Source organism: Ensifer sesbaniae, assembly GCF_013283665.1.
In the GTDB taxonomy this organism is placed as follows: Bacteria; Pseudomonadota; Alphaproteobacteria; order Rhizobiales; family Rhizobiaceae; genus Ensifer; species Ensifer sesbaniae.
In genome coordinates, this window is record NZ_JABEKU010000001.1 from 613640 (window position 1) to 628911 (window position 15272).

Genomic DNA, 15272 nt, shown 5'->3' on the forward strand with positions numbered 1-15272 from the left:
GAGCGGGATGCGGGCGGAAAACCGCACACACTTTTCCTCATCCCGCTCTAGCCCTGGCGGTTCTTGGCGTTGCCCTTGGACTTGGATTTGGGCTTGAAGCCGCCGTCCTTGCCGGCATCCGGCTTGCCCTTCTTCTTGTTGCTCCAGGGCTTGTCGGCGCGCTTTTCCGGCGGCCGATCTTCGGTATAGGCCGGTCCGTCGGAGTAGGCAGGCTTCTTGTCGAACTTGCGTTTCGGCTTGAAGTCCTTGCGCTCGTCGCGCGGGCCATCCTCTGGCCGCGGGCGCTTCTTGGCGAAGGCCGGCTTTTCCTGACGCTGCTGCGAAAGATCGGGCGCACCCGCCAGCGGCTTCACCCGGATACCCTTCTCCAGCGTCTTGTCCTTGCCGATCGCCGACAGGAACCGCTCGGCGCCCTCGGCCGTCATTTCGACGAAGGTCTCTTCCTGCTGCATGCGGATTGCGCCGATGTCGCGCTTGGTCAGCTTGCCATGACGGCAGAGCATCGGGATCAGCCAGCGCGGCTCGGCGCTCTGCTTGCGGCCGACGGACAGCGAGAACCAGCTGCCGTCGCTGAAATCGGCGCGCTCGGCGCCGAAATCCTCACGCGGACCCGACCGCTCGTCGCGGCGCGTCTTGGCACGATTGTCGCCGACGGCAACCTCGACCAGGTCCTCCGGGGCCGAACGTCCCGAGCGGAACTGGCGCACGAAGGCGGCGGCCATCTGTTCGGCGCCGTGCCGTTCGAGCAAGGCGCGCACGATCGCCTGTTCGTCTTCGCGGATCGGCTCGGCAAAGCTCGTGTCGGCAAGCAGGCGCTCGTCGTCACGCTGGCTGACTTCGTCGGCCGACGGTGGCCGCGCCCAGGTCGCGGTGATCCGGCCGCCGTCGAGCAGCCGCTCGGCCTTGCGGCGCTGGTTGACCGGTACGATCAGTGCGCTGATGCCCTTCTGGCCCGCGCGTCCGGTGCGGCCGCTGCGGTGAAGCAGCGTCTCGGAGTTGGTCGGGAGATCCGCGTGAATGACCAGTTCCAGGCCCGGCAGGTCGATGCCGCGGGCGGCGACGTCGGTGGCGATGCAGACTCGGGCGCGGCCGTCGCGCATGGCCTGCAGCGCATGGGTGCGCTCGTTCTGGCTGAGTTCGCCGGAGAGTGCCACCACCGAGAAGCCGCGATTGTTGAAGCGAGCCGTCAGATGGTTGACAGCGGCGCGCGTCGAACAGAAGACGATCGCGTTTCTGGCCTCGTAGTAGCGCAGCACGTTGATGATCGCGTTTTCGCGATCGTTCGGCGCCACCGTCAGGGCGCGATACTCGATATCGACATGCTGCTTCTGTTCGGAAGCGGTGCTGATGCGCACGGCATCGCGCTGGTAGTTCTTGGCAAGGGTGGCGATCGATTTCGGAACGGTTGCCGAGAACATCAGCGTGCGACGATCGTCAGGCGATTCCTCGAGAATGAATTCGAGGTCCTCGCGGAAGCCGAGGTCGAGCATCTCGTCGGCCTCGTCGAGCACGATGGCGCGGAGCGACGAAATGTCGAGCGAATTGCGGCGGATATGGTCGCAGAGACGTCCGGGCGTGCCGACGACGATGTGGGCGCCGCGCTCCAGCGCCCGCTTCTCGGTGCGCATGTCCATGCCGCCGACGCAGGAAGCGATGGTCGCGCCGGTCTCACCGTAGAGCCATTCGAGCTCGCGCTTGACCTGCAGCGCCAGCTCGCGTGTCGGCGCGATCGCCAGCGCCAGCGGTGCGCCGGCCGGGCCGAAGCGGCGCCCGTCACCGAGCAAGGTCGGCGCCAGCGCCAGGCCGAAGGCGACGGTCTTGCCGGAACCGGTCTGCGCCGAGACGAGCGCGTCCCTGTCGGCGAGTTCCGGATCGCGCATCGCCTTTTGAACGGGCGTCAATTCATTGTAACCGCGTTTTGCCAACGCCTCGGCGATCGCAGGCGCGATCCCTTCGAACTCAATCATATCTTGTCTTTCGGATTTCGGTCGTCATGCCCTGGACGAGGAGGATCGTCACAGGCGCCAATTGCCGCGGCCAACACGTCGCGGGCCTGTCATGGCGCGCTACATACGCGGTCGCGCGGTTCTTGTACAGGGGGCGAACGTCAGGGGCCGGGTTCGTCGCTATGGGCGCCGAACTCGTTCGGTCCCGGCTCTCCCGGCCACAGGCAGAGCGCAATGAAAACCACGGGGCTCAGGACGGGAATGAACAGGCAGAGGGACAGCGGGCCAGGGTAGCCGATATCGTGCAGGCGCTTGATCGCCAGCATGGCGATCGACGGCAGCGAAATGAGAGCCGAGACGACGAACGCCAGCGTCCAGAGGGCCAGCGCCGTCTCGTGTTCTTCGTTGGCGACCATCCTGGCGACGACGAAACCGCCGATCAGGAACCAGAACAGCCACGACAGAAAGAAGGGCAGGCGGCCGATGCGACCGGAGGGGCTGAAGAACAGCCAGGTCATGCTCGGCTGTGGCCCCTCCGGTGTCATCGCATCAGTCTCGAAGCAGTTCGTTGATGCCGGTCTTCGAGCGCGTCTTCTCGTCGACGCGCTTGACGATGACAGCGCAATAGAGGTTGGGCGCCGGCTGGCCGTTGGCCATGGTCGAGCCCGACGGCATCGAACCGGCGACGACGACGGAGTAGGGTGGAACCTCGCCGTAGGTCACTTCGCCGGTGGCGCGGTCGACGATCTTGGTCGATTTGCCGATGAAGACACCCATGCCGAGAACGGAGCCCTCACGCACGATGCAGCCTTCGACGACCTCCGAGCGGGCGCCGATGAAGCAATTGTCCTCGATGATCGTCGGGCCGGCCTGCATCGGCTCCAGAACGCCGCCAATGCCGACGCCGCCCGAAAGGTGCACGTTCTTGCCGATCTGGGCGCAGGAGCCGACAGTCGCCCAGGTATCGACCATCGTGCCTTCACCGACATAGGCGCCGAGATTGACGAAGGAAGGCATCAGGATCGCATTGGGGGCGATATAGGCCGAGCGGCGTACGACGCAATTCGGAACGGCGCGGAAGCCGGCCTTCTCGAACTCGTTGACGCTCCAGCCGTCGAACTTCGACGGTACCTTATCCCACCAGACGGACTGGCCCGGGCCACCCTTGACGATCTCCATCGGGTTGAGGCGGAAGGACAGGAGCACTGCTTTTTTCAGCCATTGATTTACCGTCCACACGCCATCCTCGCCGCGCTGTGCGACACGGGCCTTGCCGCTGTCGAGCAGGTTGAGCGCCGTCTCGACGGCATCGCGCACCGGGCCGCGCGTAGCGGTGTTCACGGAATCGCGGTCTTCAAAGGCGGTCTCGATCGTCTGCGACAGGGAGGCGAGGTCGTGGTTGGTCATCGGAATTCCTTAAAGTTCGGCGGTTATCCTGCGAAAGCTCTACTGCATAATTCCTTAAATCGGAATCGATTTGAGGACAAAATTGCGCAGCAGATCTGGCCGTTGCGGCGACCTTGGTGCGTGCAAAAGAACGCGTGGCCCTTAGAGCATGTTCCTGAAAAGTTGAAGGGCTTTTCGGGTCCCTTGGGCCGCAAGGGCTTGGCAAAGTCGGGCGACTCCGGCACTACAGCGCCGCGCACCTGTGCGAGATGCGCAAGGGCCGCGGCAGCGCCTTGGTCTGCTGCGCCATTTCCGGAATCGATCCGGGAAATGCGCATACGGCCTTCATGATCGAGAAATGAGGATAGGACGCGTCTGGACGAGATGCCGATTGTCCGGAACGCGACGGGAAAGACGACACGATGGCACGCATGAAGAAGCGCGCCCTGCGCCGCAAGGACGGGGTCTGGGATCCACTGGCCGACAGCTCGCAGAGCCGGCAGCGAGCGTTGACGGTTCCGGTCACGCCACAATCCGCCTCACCGTCCTATCGCCTCGCCTATATCGACGACGATTTCCTTTGCCGCGAGGAGCTGCGCCCGGTGCGGCTGCAGCTCGAACTGCTGAAGACCGAGATGATGCTGGAAGAGCGCGGCATCAACTCGACCGTGGTGATGTTCGGTGGCGCCCGCATCCCCGAGCCCGGCGGCGATGCCTGGGCGGCAAAGAACGAGACACAGCGCAAGAACCTCGAAGCCGCCTCGGTCTATTACGAGGAAGCGCGCAAGTTCGCGCGGATTTGCTCCGAGCATTCGGCCAAGCTGCACTACAAGGAATATGTGGTCGTCACAGGCGGTGGACCGGGCGTGATGGAGGCAGGCAACCGCGGCGCCGACGATGTCGGTGCACCGTCGATCGGCCTGAACATCGTGCTGCCGCACGAGCAGGCGCCGAACCGCTTCGTGACGCCAGAACTGTCGTTCAACTTCCACTACTTCGCCATCCGCAAGATGCATTTCCTCTTGCGCGCCAAGGCCGTCACCGTCTTCCCCGGTGGCTTCGGTACGCTCGATGAACTCTTTGAAACGATGACGCTGATGCAGACCGGACGCCTGGCGCTGGTGCCGCTCGTTCTCTTCGGCGAAAAGTTCTGGCGTTCGATCATCAACTTCGAGGCGCTGGCCGAGTTCGGCACGATCGCGCCCAATGACATCGATCTGGTGCATTTCGTCGAAACGGCGGACGAGGCCTGGGAGATCATTTCCCGCTTCTATGAAACCGTCGATCCGAAGTCGGTGCCGATGGCGAACGGACGACGCTGAGCGGCCCCGCGCTACCTCGGATACGCTCATAGCCCCTCGCGGGGGCAAGGGGCTATGAGCCAGGCAGGAGCCTCTCCACCGGGCGGTGGGGAGAGGGGGCTCCCGTCAGATCTTCCTGGTGAAGTCGGCGGCGTCGATGACGCCGTCGCCGTTCTTGTCGCGGCGCTTGAACATGGCCTCGGCGGCGCTCGAAACTTCGCTGGTGCTCAGGGAGCCGTTGCCGTCGGTGTCGACACGCTTGAAGGCTTTCGGCCGCAGGCCCGGCAGCATGCCGGGGTGGACTTCCTTAAGCTTGGCAAGTGCCGTTTCGCGCTCCGTGCCGCTCTTGTCCTTGGCTTCACGCCAGGCTTTGCGCGCCTCGCGGAAGGCTTCGCGCTTTGCCTTCATCTCGTCGGCGCTGATCTGGCCATCACCGTCGGCGTCGAAGGTCTTGAAGTTGGTGGCGATACGCGCCTGGAACTCGGCAAGCGAAACCTTCTGGTCCTTGTCGGAGTCGAGCCGCTGGATCATGCGCTCGGCCCGCTGTTCCGGCGTCATCTTTTCGCGCGCTGCAAAGGAGGGGGCGGCCATTCCGGTGACGGCTACGGCCAGCGCGGTCACACCGAGGATCAGGGTCTTCTTCGACATCATGCTTCCTTTCGATCGGGTTGTCCTGATCGAAAGGATAGCCGGAGGCGCGCGCGGCACCAGTTAAACTTTTGTAATTTAAGTCATTGGCCAAAAGGGGTTTTTCGGCGGCCGAATTGTGTCGAAGCGGGATGGGAATTCTGCTTGCGGGCTTTCGCCCGCGTCCCGTTCCAACCCGCCGCGGTCTAGAGATCGGTGACCAGACGGCGCAGGAAGCTGGTGAGATCTTCCGTCACGTAGTCGATCTGCTCGTCCGTGTCGTTCGATTTTTCCCAGGATTCGGCAAAGGTGTATTCGAGATTGCGCGGCACCAGCAGCACCGTCGTCATCCCGAGCGCCTTCGGCACCAGGAGGTTGCGCGGCAGATCCTCGAACATCGCGGCATTCCGGGTGTCGACCCGATGCAGGCTCATGAACTTGTCATAGGTTTCACCGGCCGGCTTCGGTACGAAATCGGCGGCGACGATGTCGAAGATGTCGTCGAAATGATCGAGGATCCCGAGCGCCCGTGCCGTCATCTCCGCATGGGCGACGCTGCCGTTGGTGAAGATGAACTTGCGGCCGGGAAGCGACCTGATGGCTTCGCCGAGCGCCGGATCCGGCGGAACGATCGAGTAGTCGATCGCATGCGCCTGCTCGAGGAACTCGTTCGGGTCGACGCCGTGGTTGACCATCAGGCCTTTGAGCGTCGTGCCGTGGTCGCGGTAGTAGTCTTTCTGCAGCTTCTTCGCATCGGCCGGGTCCAGCGACAAGAGCTTCGCCACATAGGCCGTCATGTTGCGGTCGATCTGCGCGAACAGATTGACGTGGTGCGGATAGAGTGTGTTGTCGAGGTCGAACACCCAGTCGGTGACATGGGCGAAGTCGGAATGGTTCGGCAGGCGGTCGAGCTTTTTCATGACCGCCTTATGACATGGGGAAAGGTGACGGCAAATGAGAAAAATGCAGATCGCTGCTCGGGCAGCAATGCCGGCGCATGGAATTCCACTTTGAATTGTCAAAACGGCGTGGCATCTTCCTGCACGCGGTTTTGGCTCGGGGATGCAGGTGCCAATGTCGGACGAATTGATCTATCTGCTTTTCCTGTTCGGGTTCTATACGCTCACCGTCGTCACCTATTTTGCCTTTGGCTACGGCCTGACCTGGTTCAACGAACGCAATCACGAGCGAAAGATCCAGAAAGGGCGCGGCTCCGACAGGCGGCGCAGCGCCGAAATCCGCCAGAGCCTGGCATCGATGTTCAGCGCCTGCCTGCCGCTGACGATCGGCCTCTACGCCCAGCAGAAGGGCTGGGCACCGGCGCCCTGGGCCCTCAATTGGTGGGCGGCAGTCCCGCTCTTCGTGTCGTGCATGTTCCTCTACGACACCTGGTTCTATTTCATGCACCGGTTGCTGCACACCAAGTGGCTCTATCCGCTGCACGCTCTTCACCACAAAAGCGTCGCGCCAACGATCTGGAGCACCTATTCGGAGGATGTCTTCGACAACTTCCTCTTGCAGAGTTACTCGGCCGTCGTCGTTTTCATCGTCCCGTTTCCGCCCGCGATCCTCATCGGGCACCGGCTGTTCGAACATTTCAACGGCATGTTCGGGCATTGCGGCTTCGAGTATTTCGCAGCGTCGACGGCACGTTACCCTTCGCCGCTGTTGTGCACGACGTTCCACGATCAGCACCATTCCGCGTTCCGCTACAACTACGGCAACTATTTCTCGTTCTGGGACCGCGTGCTGGGAACGATCTCGCCGCACTACGATCAGCGGGTGAAGACGTTTGAAGAAGAAGCGCCGCCGCTCACCTTCAAGCAGGTCAATCTTCCCGTGGAGGCCGTCGAAAAGGCAGACTGAACGCCGTGAGACGGAGTCCTTGGCAATGGCCGGACCCGCGTGTTAGATGGCCCGATCTTCCTTGCAACAGTGAAGTGATCCAACGCTCTGAAATTGCGCAATTTCAGGCGAACGACCGTTTCACGCTCTTCCTGAATTGCTCTTCCTCGCAGCCATGGAAACCTGGGTCCTCATCACCGTCGCAGCGGCATTCCTTCAGAATGTCCGCTCCGCAATGCAGAAACATCTGAAAGGCGTCATGGGAACGACCGGCGCGACCTTCGTGCGCTTCGGCTTCGGCCTGCCCTTCGCCGTCCTCTATCTGTTTCTGCTCTGGCAAGTGGCGGGTCGTCCGCTCCCGCTACCAAATGGCACCTTCTTCCTCTGGGCCGTCATCGGCGGGCTGGCGCAGATCGCTGCGACCTTCCTGCTCGTCCACCTCTTCTCCTTCCGCAATTTTGCCGTCGGCACCGCCTATTCGCGCACCGAGCCGGCGCAGGCGGCAGTGTTTGGCCTCATCTTCCTCGGGGAAAAGGCAAGCCAGGGGACCCTGGTGGCGATCGCCATCTCGGTGGTCGGCGTGATGCTGATCTCGGTCGCGCGGACGACCCTGAGCCCGCGAACGCTCGTAACCTCGGTGTTCAGCCGCACGGCAGGCATCGGTCTGCTCTCGGGCACGTTCTTTGGCCTTTCGGCCGTTTCCTATCGTTCGGCCTCACTGGCGCTCGCGCCGAGCCTGCCGGCGCCCGACTATATGATGCAGGCGAGCTATACGCTCGGTTTCGTCATCCTGCTGCAGACCGTGATCATGCTGACCTGGATCGTGCTTCGCGAGCGAGACGAACTGCCGCGCATCGCCGCCGCCTGGAAACCGGCCTTCGTCGTCGGCTTCGTCGGTGCCTCCGCCTCCTTCGGCTGGTTCATGGCGATGACGCTGCAGCAGGCCGCCGTCGTCAAGGTGGTGGCTCAGGTGGAAATGCTCTTCACCTTCGCCTCGTCCTTCTTCATCTTCCGCGAATGGATCAACCGGCTCGAACTTTTCGGCTGCCTGTTGATCGTGCTCGGCGTCGTGATGCTCGTACTGATCTGAAAACTCGTGCTGATCTGAAAAAATAGGCGCCCGAAAACCGGCGCCCCATCGGATCCAGGCATGGTAGAACGGCGGCATGTTGTTCGATCTTCCCTCCGACGAAACGCTTTACGACGCCCTGATTGCGCGAAGCACCGAATACGAAGGCGCAGCCTTCGTTTGCGTCAAGACGACAGGTGTCTTCTGCCGCCTGTCCTGCCCCGCCCGCAAACCGAAGCGCGAGAACACGATCTTCGTGGGCTCCATCGGGACCTGCCTGGAGACGGGCTTCCGTCCGTGTCAGCGTTGCCGACCGCTCGCCACGTACGGCGCCAAGGATCCGCTCGTCGAAGACCTGCTGCAGGCGCTGGAGGCGGCACCGGAGCGCCGCTGGAGCGAGGACGATCTCGTTCGCCGCGGGCTCGATCCGTCGACCGTCCGGCGCGCTTTCAAGCGCAATCTCGGCATCACCTTCCTCGACCTCGCGCGCCATCGCCGCCTGGGGCTCGCCGCCCGCCAGCTCGCAGACGGCGGAAGGGTGATCGACGCCCAGCTCGAAGCCGGTTACGAATCGCCGAGCGGCTTTCGCGCCGCATTCCAGAACCTGCTTGGTGACGCACCGGTGGCGGCGCAGGGTAGGGCCTTGCTCTTCTCCGACTGGATCGAAACGCCGCTGGGGCCCATGGTTGCCGTCGCCGATGCCACGCACCTGCACCTGCTCGAGTTCCACGACCGCAAGGCGCTGCCAACGGAACTGGAGAAACTGAAAAAGGACACACGTTCGGCCATCGTGCCTGGCAGGACAGCGCCGATCGACCAGATCGAAAGCGAATTGAAAGCCTATTTCTCTGGCCAGGCATGTGCTTTTGAAACGCCGCTTGCGCCCGGCGGCACCGCCTTCGAGCGCAACGTTTGGGCGCAGCTCGCAAAAATTCCCGCCGGTGAAACGCGATCCTATGGTGACATTGCCCGCGAGGTCGATACGATCCGGGCCGTTCGTGCCGTGGCCAAGGCCAACGGTTCCAACCGGATTGCCATTGTCATCCCCTGCCACCGCTGCATCGGTTCGGATGGTTCACTGACGGGATATGGCGGCGGGCTCTGGCGGAAGCAATGGCTGCTCCGGCACGAAGGCAAGGCAGTCACTCAGTGAAACGGCGCGATTCCGGGCGGAAGGCAGCTGTCACCGCGCTCCAGGAATACGCGCTCATGGGCTTCGTGGAGGAAATACGATGAACCAGAAGGAAAAGGCGGTCGCCTTTGCTGCCCTGCACCGGAAGGGCGATCCGGTGGTGCTCTACAACATCTGGGACGCCGGCAGTGCCAAGGCCGTGGCCGAAGCCGGCGCCAAGGCGCTTGCGACCGGGAGCTGGTCGGTGGCCGCGGCCCATGGGTTCGGCGATGGCGAGAAGGTGCCGATGGCCTGGCTCGCCGACGTGGCGCGGCTGATCGTTGCCTCCACGGAACTGCCCGTCACGGTGGACTTCGAGGGTGCCTATTCCGACGATCCGGCAACCGGCGCTGCCAACGTTTCCCGCATCCTCGACGTCGGTGCCATCGGCATCAACTTCGAAGATCAGATTGTCGGCAAGGGCGGTATGCATCCGGTAGAAAAGCAGGCGGCGCGCATCCGTGCCATCCGCGAGATGGCCGACCGGCGGGGCATCCCGCTGTTCATCAACGCGCGCACCGACCTGTTCCTGCAGGAAGGCGACGAGACGCGGCATGCCGGCCTCGTCGACGAGGCGATCGCGCGCGGCAGGGCCTATGCCGAAGCGGGCGCCAACGGCTTCTTCGTGCCGTGGCTGGTCGATGAAGACCTGATCGCCAAGGTCTGCGCCGCCTCCAGCCTGCCGGTCAACATCATGATGCGGCCGGCCGCCCCGGATCTGAAGGCGCTCGCCCGCGCCGGCGTCGCGCGCATCAGCTATGGCCCCGGCCCCTACCGGGCGATGATGGAAAAGTTGAAGGCTGCGGCGACGGAGATCTACAAGGGCTGATCGGATATCGCCCCTTCAAAAGGAAAGCGGGAGAAGGCCTTGAGCCTCTCCCGCTTCTTTGTTTGCTACCAGGTCGCTTAAGCTGCTCACGGCACGATCAGCGTGCCGGCGCCGCGCTCGGTGAAGATTTCGAGCAGCACCGAATGGGCCGTCTTGCCATTGAGGATGACGACGCCCTGGACGCCCGCCTTGATCGCGTCGATGCAGGTCTCGACCTTCGGGATCATGCCGCCGGAGATCGTGCCGTCGGCGATCAATGCGCGGGCCTGGGCGACCGAGAGTTCCTTGATCAGGTTGCCCTGCTTGTCGAGAACGCCCGGAACGTCCGTCAGGAACAGAAGGCGTGTGGCGTTCAGCGCACCGGCGATCGCACCGGCGAAGGTGTCGGCATTGATGTTGTAGGTGTGACCGTCGCGGCCCGGTGCCACCGGCGCGATGACCGGGATCATTTCCGAGCGGGCGAGCAGGTCGATCAGCGTGCGGTCGACTTCGACCACTTCGCCGACGAAGCCGAGGTCGAGGACGCGCTCGATATTGGAGTCCGGGTCCTTGATGGTCTTGCGGGCCTTTTCGGCGAAGACCATGTTGCCGTCCTTGCCGCAAAGGCCGATCGCCCACTCGCCCGTCTGGTTGATGAGCGCGACGATCTCCTTGTTGATCGAGCCGGCAAGCACCATCTCGACGATCTCGACCGTCTTCTCGTCGGTGACGCGCAGGCCGCCCTCGAACTTCGATTCGATGCCCATCTTCGTCAGCATCGCGCCGATCTGCGGGCCGCCGCCATGCACGACGATCGGGTTGACGCCTGACTGCTTCAACAGTGCGATGTCACTGGCAAAGGCGCGGCCGAGCTCGGTGTTGCCCATGGCGTGGCCGCCATATTTGACGACGATCGTCTTGTTTTCGTAACGCTGCATGTAAGGCAGGGCCTGGGTGAGCAGGCGTGCCTGGATTTCACTTTCATTGGCGGACATGGCGGACCCTCGAAATATACCGGCTGCTGTTTAGCGCAAGTTCCGGACCGATGGAATGATCGGCGAGCAAGATAAAACCGGAATGACAAGGCTGGTACGCGCCGCATCGTGCCCTACCTTGTCGACAGGTGCAAACCAGCAGGGAACGCGATTGACGAAGCCCACAATTTGGCTGATCCTGCTGCGGATCCGGAAAAATCGGCGGTTTTCGAGCGTACGGGGCAGGCGGATCGATGCCTGCAGGAAGGAGCTCGAAGGACTGCAGGCACTGTGCGGCGAAAGTCCTGCTTGCCGGGAGGTGGAGGAGGTTTTCACAACGCGCTGGACACGATGCGGTCTTGGTTGAGGCGTAGCCTCATGAAGGTACGAGAGCGTAGGGAGCGATGACTGCACCAACCCCAGAGGGCCGGGATTTCCGCCGCGACGAAGTGATCGCCGGGGAATATGTGCTCGGCGTCCTGTCTGCCGACGACCGCCGCAAGGTCGAGGCCCGCCTTGTCTCCGATCGCAATTTTGCCGCCATGGTCGACCGGTGGCAGAGCAATCTATCGTCCTTCGATGAAGCCTACGAAGCGCTCGCGCCGCCTCCCAGAATGCTTTCCGCCAGCGAGCGGCGGTTTATCGAGCAGTCGAGACCAGCATCGGTGGGGCAACGCCGAGGGCTCTGGAGGTCGCTGGCACTGTGGCGCAACCTCGCGCTGGCGTCGCTCGCGGCCCTCGCGATAATGGGTGCTTCCATGGCCGGTCTCTTCGAGGCGCCGACGACCAAAGCGTCGCTGGTGGCCGAATTGTCAGGCAAGGGCAATGCCATCGACCTCGTCGCCCGCTTCGACCGGGTCACGGGTCATCTGAAATTGACGCCGATTGCCGCTATGCAGCCTGAGCAGAAATCCCTCGAACTCTGGCTTGTCAACGGCAACAATCCTGCGATCTCGCTTGGCGTTCTGCCGCAGACGGGCGAGGGCGAGATCGCCGTTCCGTCCCTGTATCAGGAAAGAATGTCCGCCGGATCGGTCTTCGCCGTCAGCGTCGAGGCCCCGGGAGGATCGCCGACCGGATTGCCGACGGGGCCATTTATCGCTGTCGGCAAGGCGCGAAAGTTCTGACCTCGAGCACGGGGCCGAAAGGAGGTCCATGATCAGTCGGCGCGTCCTTTTGATGGCAGGTACTACCGTGCTCACCGCGGCGGCGGCGACCCGTGGCTTCACGTCCTTTGCCTCGGCGAGTGCGGCGCAGGCCTTCGAAATCGTCAAGACCGATGACGAATGGCGGGCGATCCTGACGGACGACCAGTACCGGATCCTGCGGCATGAGGATACGGAGCGTCCCTTCACCAGCGCGCTCAACCACGAGAAGCGCAAGGGCATCTTCCAATGTGCCGGCTGTGCGCTTCCACTTTATTCTTCCGAGGCGAAGTATGACAGCGGCACCGGTTGGCCGAGCTTCTGGCAATCACTGCCCGGTGCCGTGGCAACGCGAACGGATACGTCCCTGTTCATGACCCGCACGGAGTGCCATTGCCGCCGCTGCGGCGGGCACCTTGGCCATATTTTCGATGACGGACCACCGCCGACCGGCAAGCGCCATTGCATCAATGGCCTGGCGCTTGCCTTCGTACCGGCGGTCAAATCCAGCTAAGCAGTCTTGCTGGGGGAGCGTAGCGTCGGACGTTCAGAACGACCCGGCCGGCGGCGAGGCTGCGGCTGCGCCGGAAAGCGCTGCCTGCAGCTTTTTCTCCTGCTCCGGCGAAAGCGACGTCTTCAGGACACGGCCGCGCAGATCCGGGAATTCGGCGAGCACCTTCTCGGGCTGGACCTTGCGCACGAGGATGAACAGTGCCGAGGAATTGTTCGGGATGGTGTTGCCGAGCGATTTGATGAACTCGTCGTCGATGCCGTAGTCGGTCAGCGATCCGGAAAGGGCGCCGGCACCGGCGCCGAGCGCGCCGCCGATCGCAAAGCCCGCCAGCGGGTTGAGGAACAGAAGACCGACGAGCCCGCCCCAGAGCGAACCGGAAAGCAGCCCGGACGTTGCGCCGACAGCCGTCAGGTTCAGGCTCTGCTTGAGATGAACCTTGCCTTCCGTGTCGCGCACGACGACGACCGCGTCCTCGAGGTCGATCAGGTATTCCTTCTTCAGCCCGGCGAGCCGGACCAGAACCCTGTCGGCTTCCTCAGGGGAATCGAATCCGACAACGATCAATTCGGACATGTGTCTCTCCTATCTCTGGCCGCGCCACCGATCCGGACGCAACGCAGAGATAGAGCATATTGCATGTCGGGGTAGTGACAGAGATCAAAGACTTTGAGCTGATTGACCTCTGCGCGGCGCGCACGTCACGGTGCGCTTCGAACGGTTTCTGGGATCGCCTTAGCGGGCGATCGCCGTGCCGATCGCGGCGCGCAGTTCGTCGATGCCCTCGCCCTTTTCTGAGGAGGTTGAAAGTACCTCGGGGAAGGCGGCGGGGCGCTTCTTGATCTTGTCGAGCGTTTCGGCGATCAGCCGCGGCACGCCGGCGGCCTTGATCTTGTCGGTCTTGGTGAGCACGATCTGGTAGGAGACGGCCGCCTTGTCGAGCAGGCCGAGGACCTCCTCGTCGTTCTTCTTGATGCCGTGCCGGGCATCGATCAGCACATAGACGCGCTTCAGCGTCGAGCGGCCGCGCAGATAGTCGAACACCAGCTTCGTCCAGGCGTCGACCTGCTCCTTCGGCGCCTGGGCATAGCCGTAGCCGGGCATATCGACGAGCGCCATCGGCGGCAGATCGTCGGCCTCGCCCGAAAATCCGTCGGGCACGAAATAGTTGAGCTCTTGCGTGCGGCCCGGCGTGTTCGAGGTCCTCGCCAGTCCCTTGTGGCCGACCAGGGCATTGATCAGTGACGACTTGCCGACGTTCGAGCGGCCGGCAAAGGCGATTTCCACCGGCCCTTCCGGCGGCAGGAATTTCATGGCGGGCACGCCGCGAATGAAAATCCACGGCCGGCCGAACAGCGGCTTGTCGTCTTTGGTTCTGGTTTCGGCCATCGGCGGTCGGTCCTTCATCGAGAAAGCTCATGGCTTCCCGGTTTTGGCCGTGGATGTCAAGGCGTCGGCGTGCGGACCGGCCGCATGGGGATGGTTTGCGCCCGCCGGAACTCGCTGAAGAGATAGGCAAGCAGCGCCAGGAAGATGAAGGTGCCGCCGACGATCGTCCGGCCGCTCGGTACTTCGCCGTGGATGATCGCGACCCAGGCGGGACCGAGCACGGTCTCGGCGGTGCCGAGCAGCGCCGCCAGCGCCGAAGGCACCAGCCGGGCGCCGGTGACGAAGAGCGCCATGCCAAGCCCAAGGTTGAAGGCGCCGAAGACGAAGAGCAGGGCGAGCTCGCTCGAAGTCACCGCAAGCCCGGACGACTGGCTTGCCGCAATGGCGCTGGCGGCGAAGCAGCCGAAGCAGGTGGCCGGCGTCATCCGCACGTGCGGGTAGCGGCGCGTGATGACGGTTGCCAGCGCGAAGACCACGGGGATCAGCAGTGCCAGCGCATCGCCGATCGGCGACACGCTGCCCGTCAGGCTCTCCGACACCATGATCGCGACCCCGACGATGACGGCGGTAATCGCGCCCCAGGTGAAACGCGAGACCCGTTCGCGAAACAGAACCCAGCTCATCAGCGCTGCAAACAGCGGCACGCCGGCGCCGAGCAGCACGACATTGGCGATGGTCGTGTAGGAAATGGCGATGATGAAGGAGGTTGAAGCAATGGTGAAGCAGAGTCCGACAGCGACCCCCGGCCAGCCCATGCCCTTGAAAAGCGCAAGCGTACCGCGTGGTCCGTCGCGCACCAGCATGAAGGCGAGCAGGAAGAGGCCGGCGAAGAGGCAACGCCAGAAAACGATCGTCCAGCTGTCGGGGATCTCCAGGAACCGGGCGATCGCCCCTCCGAAGCTCCAGAAGAAGGCGGAGCCGAAGACGAGCAGGGCGCCAAGCTTCTCGCTGGCGGCGAACGGAGCGGAGGTGGCCGACGGGTCGGTCATGGCAAATTGTCCTGGAGCGAGGCGCAGTGATTTCGATAGCGCCTGATGCCTGCCCTGCGCGCCCGCGTCAACGCCATAACGTGTCGCGCGCTGGCGTCAAAACGAAAGAGC

The 15272-nt window shown here is 63.4% G+C and carries 16 protein-coding genes; 7 read left to right on the forward strand and 9 right to left on the reverse strand.

Annotated elements, in window-relative coordinates; genetic code table 11:
* Positions 1 to 47: 47 nt before the first annotated feature.
* The 3 genes from BHMPCIPO_RS02935 to dapD all read right to left on the reverse strand — a co-directional run bounded on the left by BHMPCIPO_RS02935 (position 48) and on the right by dapD (position 3353).
* Positions 48 to 1967, reverse strand: coding sequence for a DEAD/DEAH box helicase (locus BHMPCIPO_RS02935; protein WP_173515382.1), 1920 nt, complete (start codon positions 1965 to 1967; stop codon positions 48 to 50).
* Positions 1968 to 2107: 140 nt separating this feature from the next.
* Positions 2108 to 2491, reverse strand: a complete 384-nt coding sequence (locus BHMPCIPO_RS02940) for a DUF805 domain-containing protein (RefSeq protein ID WP_173515383.1) — start codon at positions 2489 to 2491, stop codon at positions 2108 to 2110.
* Between the two features lie 4 nt (positions 2492 to 2495).
* Positions 2496 to 3353 carry a 2,3,4,5-tetrahydropyridine-2,6-dicarboxylate N-succinyltransferase gene (dapD, locus tag BHMPCIPO_RS02945; protein ID WP_173515384.1) on the reverse strand — a complete coding sequence of 286 codons (858 nt, stop codon included), beginning with the start codon at positions 3351 to 3353 and terminating at the stop codon, positions 2496 to 2498.
* A 401-nt stretch (positions 3354 to 3754) separates the two neighbouring features.
* Between dapD and BHMPCIPO_RS02950 the strand changes: the two genes are divergently transcribed.
* Positions 3755 to 4654: an LOG family protein gene (locus tag BHMPCIPO_RS02950; RefSeq protein ID WP_173515385.1), complete on the forward strand. Its 900-nt coding sequence runs from the start codon at positions 3755 to 3757 to the stop codon at positions 4652 to 4654.
* 105 nt (positions 4655 to 4759) lie between these two features.
* On the opposite strand, the gene BHMPCIPO_RS02955 is transcribed toward BHMPCIPO_RS02950, so the two are convergent.
* Positions 4760 to 5281: an EF-hand domain-containing protein gene (locus BHMPCIPO_RS02955; RefSeq protein ID WP_173515386.1), complete on the reverse strand. Its 522-nt coding sequence runs from the start codon at positions 5279 to 5281 to the stop codon at positions 4760 to 4762.
* Between the two features lie 185 nt (positions 5282 to 5466).
* The gene (locus tag BHMPCIPO_RS02960) at positions 5467 to 6180 is read right to left on the reverse strand and encodes a pyrimidine 5'-nucleotidase (RefSeq protein WP_173515387.1); all 714 of its coding nucleotides are present in this window, start codon (positions 6178 to 6180) and stop codon (positions 5467 to 5469) included.
* Between the two features lie 154 nt (positions 6181 to 6334).
* Between BHMPCIPO_RS02960 and BHMPCIPO_RS02965 the strand changes: the two genes are divergently transcribed.
* From BHMPCIPO_RS02965 to BHMPCIPO_RS02980, 4 genes are all read left to right on the forward strand, one after another.
* Positions 6335 to 7126: a sterol desaturase family protein gene (locus BHMPCIPO_RS02965; protein ID WP_173515388.1), complete on the forward strand. Its 792-nt coding sequence runs from the start codon at positions 6335 to 6337 to the stop codon at positions 7124 to 7126.
* 154 nt (positions 7127 to 7280) lie between these two features.
* On the forward strand, positions 7281 to 8195 hold the full coding sequence (locus tag BHMPCIPO_RS02970) for an EamA family transporter (protein WP_173515389.1): 915 nt from the start codon (positions 7281 to 7283) through the stop codon (positions 8193 to 8195).
* A 76-nt stretch (positions 8196 to 8271) separates the two neighbouring features.
* A complete protein-coding gene (locus BHMPCIPO_RS02975; RefSeq protein ID WP_173515390.1) occupies positions 8272 to 9327 on the forward strand; it encodes a bifunctional transcriptional activator/DNA repair enzyme AdaA in 1056 nt (351 codons plus the stop codon).
* Positions 9328 to 9406: 79 nt separating this feature from the next.
* Positions 9407 to 10174, forward strand: coding sequence for an isocitrate lyase/PEP mutase family protein (locus BHMPCIPO_RS02980; RefSeq protein ID WP_173515391.1), 768 nt, complete (start codon positions 9407 to 9409; stop codon positions 10172 to 10174).
* An 86-nt stretch (positions 10175 to 10260) separates the two neighbouring features.
* Here the strand turns inward: BHMPCIPO_RS02980 and argB are convergent, their stop codons facing one another.
* Entirely contained in the window at positions 10261 to 11148 is an 888-nt protein-coding gene (argB, locus tag BHMPCIPO_RS02985; protein WP_173515392.1) for an acetylglutamate kinase, read from the reverse strand.
* Positions 11149 to 11531: 383 nt separating this feature from the next.
* Here argB and BHMPCIPO_RS02990 point away from each other — a divergent pair, with 383 nt between their 5' ends.
* Both BHMPCIPO_RS02990 and msrB read left to right on the forward strand, forming a co-directional pair.
* Positions 11532 to 12254 carry an anti-sigma factor gene (locus tag BHMPCIPO_RS02990; RefSeq protein WP_173515393.1) on the forward strand — a complete coding sequence of 241 codons (723 nt, stop codon included), beginning with the start codon at positions 11532 to 11534 and terminating at the stop codon, positions 12252 to 12254.
* Positions 12255 to 12282: 28 nt separating this feature from the next.
* Positions 12283 to 12786, forward strand: coding sequence for a peptide-methionine (R)-S-oxide reductase MsrB (msrB, locus tag BHMPCIPO_RS02995; protein WP_173515394.1), 504 nt, complete (start codon positions 12283 to 12285; stop codon positions 12784 to 12786).
* A 33-nt stretch (positions 12787 to 12819) separates the two neighbouring features.
* Here msrB and BHMPCIPO_RS03000 read toward each other — a convergent pair whose 3' ends face one another.
* The 3 genes from BHMPCIPO_RS03000 to BHMPCIPO_RS03010 all read right to left on the reverse strand — a co-directional run bounded on the left by BHMPCIPO_RS03000 (position 12820) and on the right by BHMPCIPO_RS03010 (position 15161).
* Positions 12820 to 13359, reverse strand: coding sequence for a DUF1269 domain-containing protein (locus tag BHMPCIPO_RS03000; RefSeq protein ID WP_173515395.1), 540 nt, complete (start codon positions 13357 to 13359; stop codon positions 12820 to 12822).
* Positions 13360 to 13518: 159 nt separating this feature from the next.
* On the reverse strand, positions 13519 to 14172 hold the full coding sequence (gene yihA, locus BHMPCIPO_RS03005) for a ribosome biogenesis GTP-binding protein YihA/YsxC (RefSeq protein WP_173515396.1): 654 nt from the start codon (positions 14170 to 14172) through the stop codon (positions 13519 to 13521).
* A 56-nt stretch (positions 14173 to 14228) separates the two neighbouring features.
* Complete coding sequence (locus BHMPCIPO_RS03010; RefSeq protein ID WP_173515397.1) at positions 14229 to 15161, reverse strand: DMT family transporter; 933 nt, start codon at positions 15159 to 15161, stop codon at positions 14229 to 14231.
* Positions 15162 to 15272 lie beyond the last annotated feature (111 nt).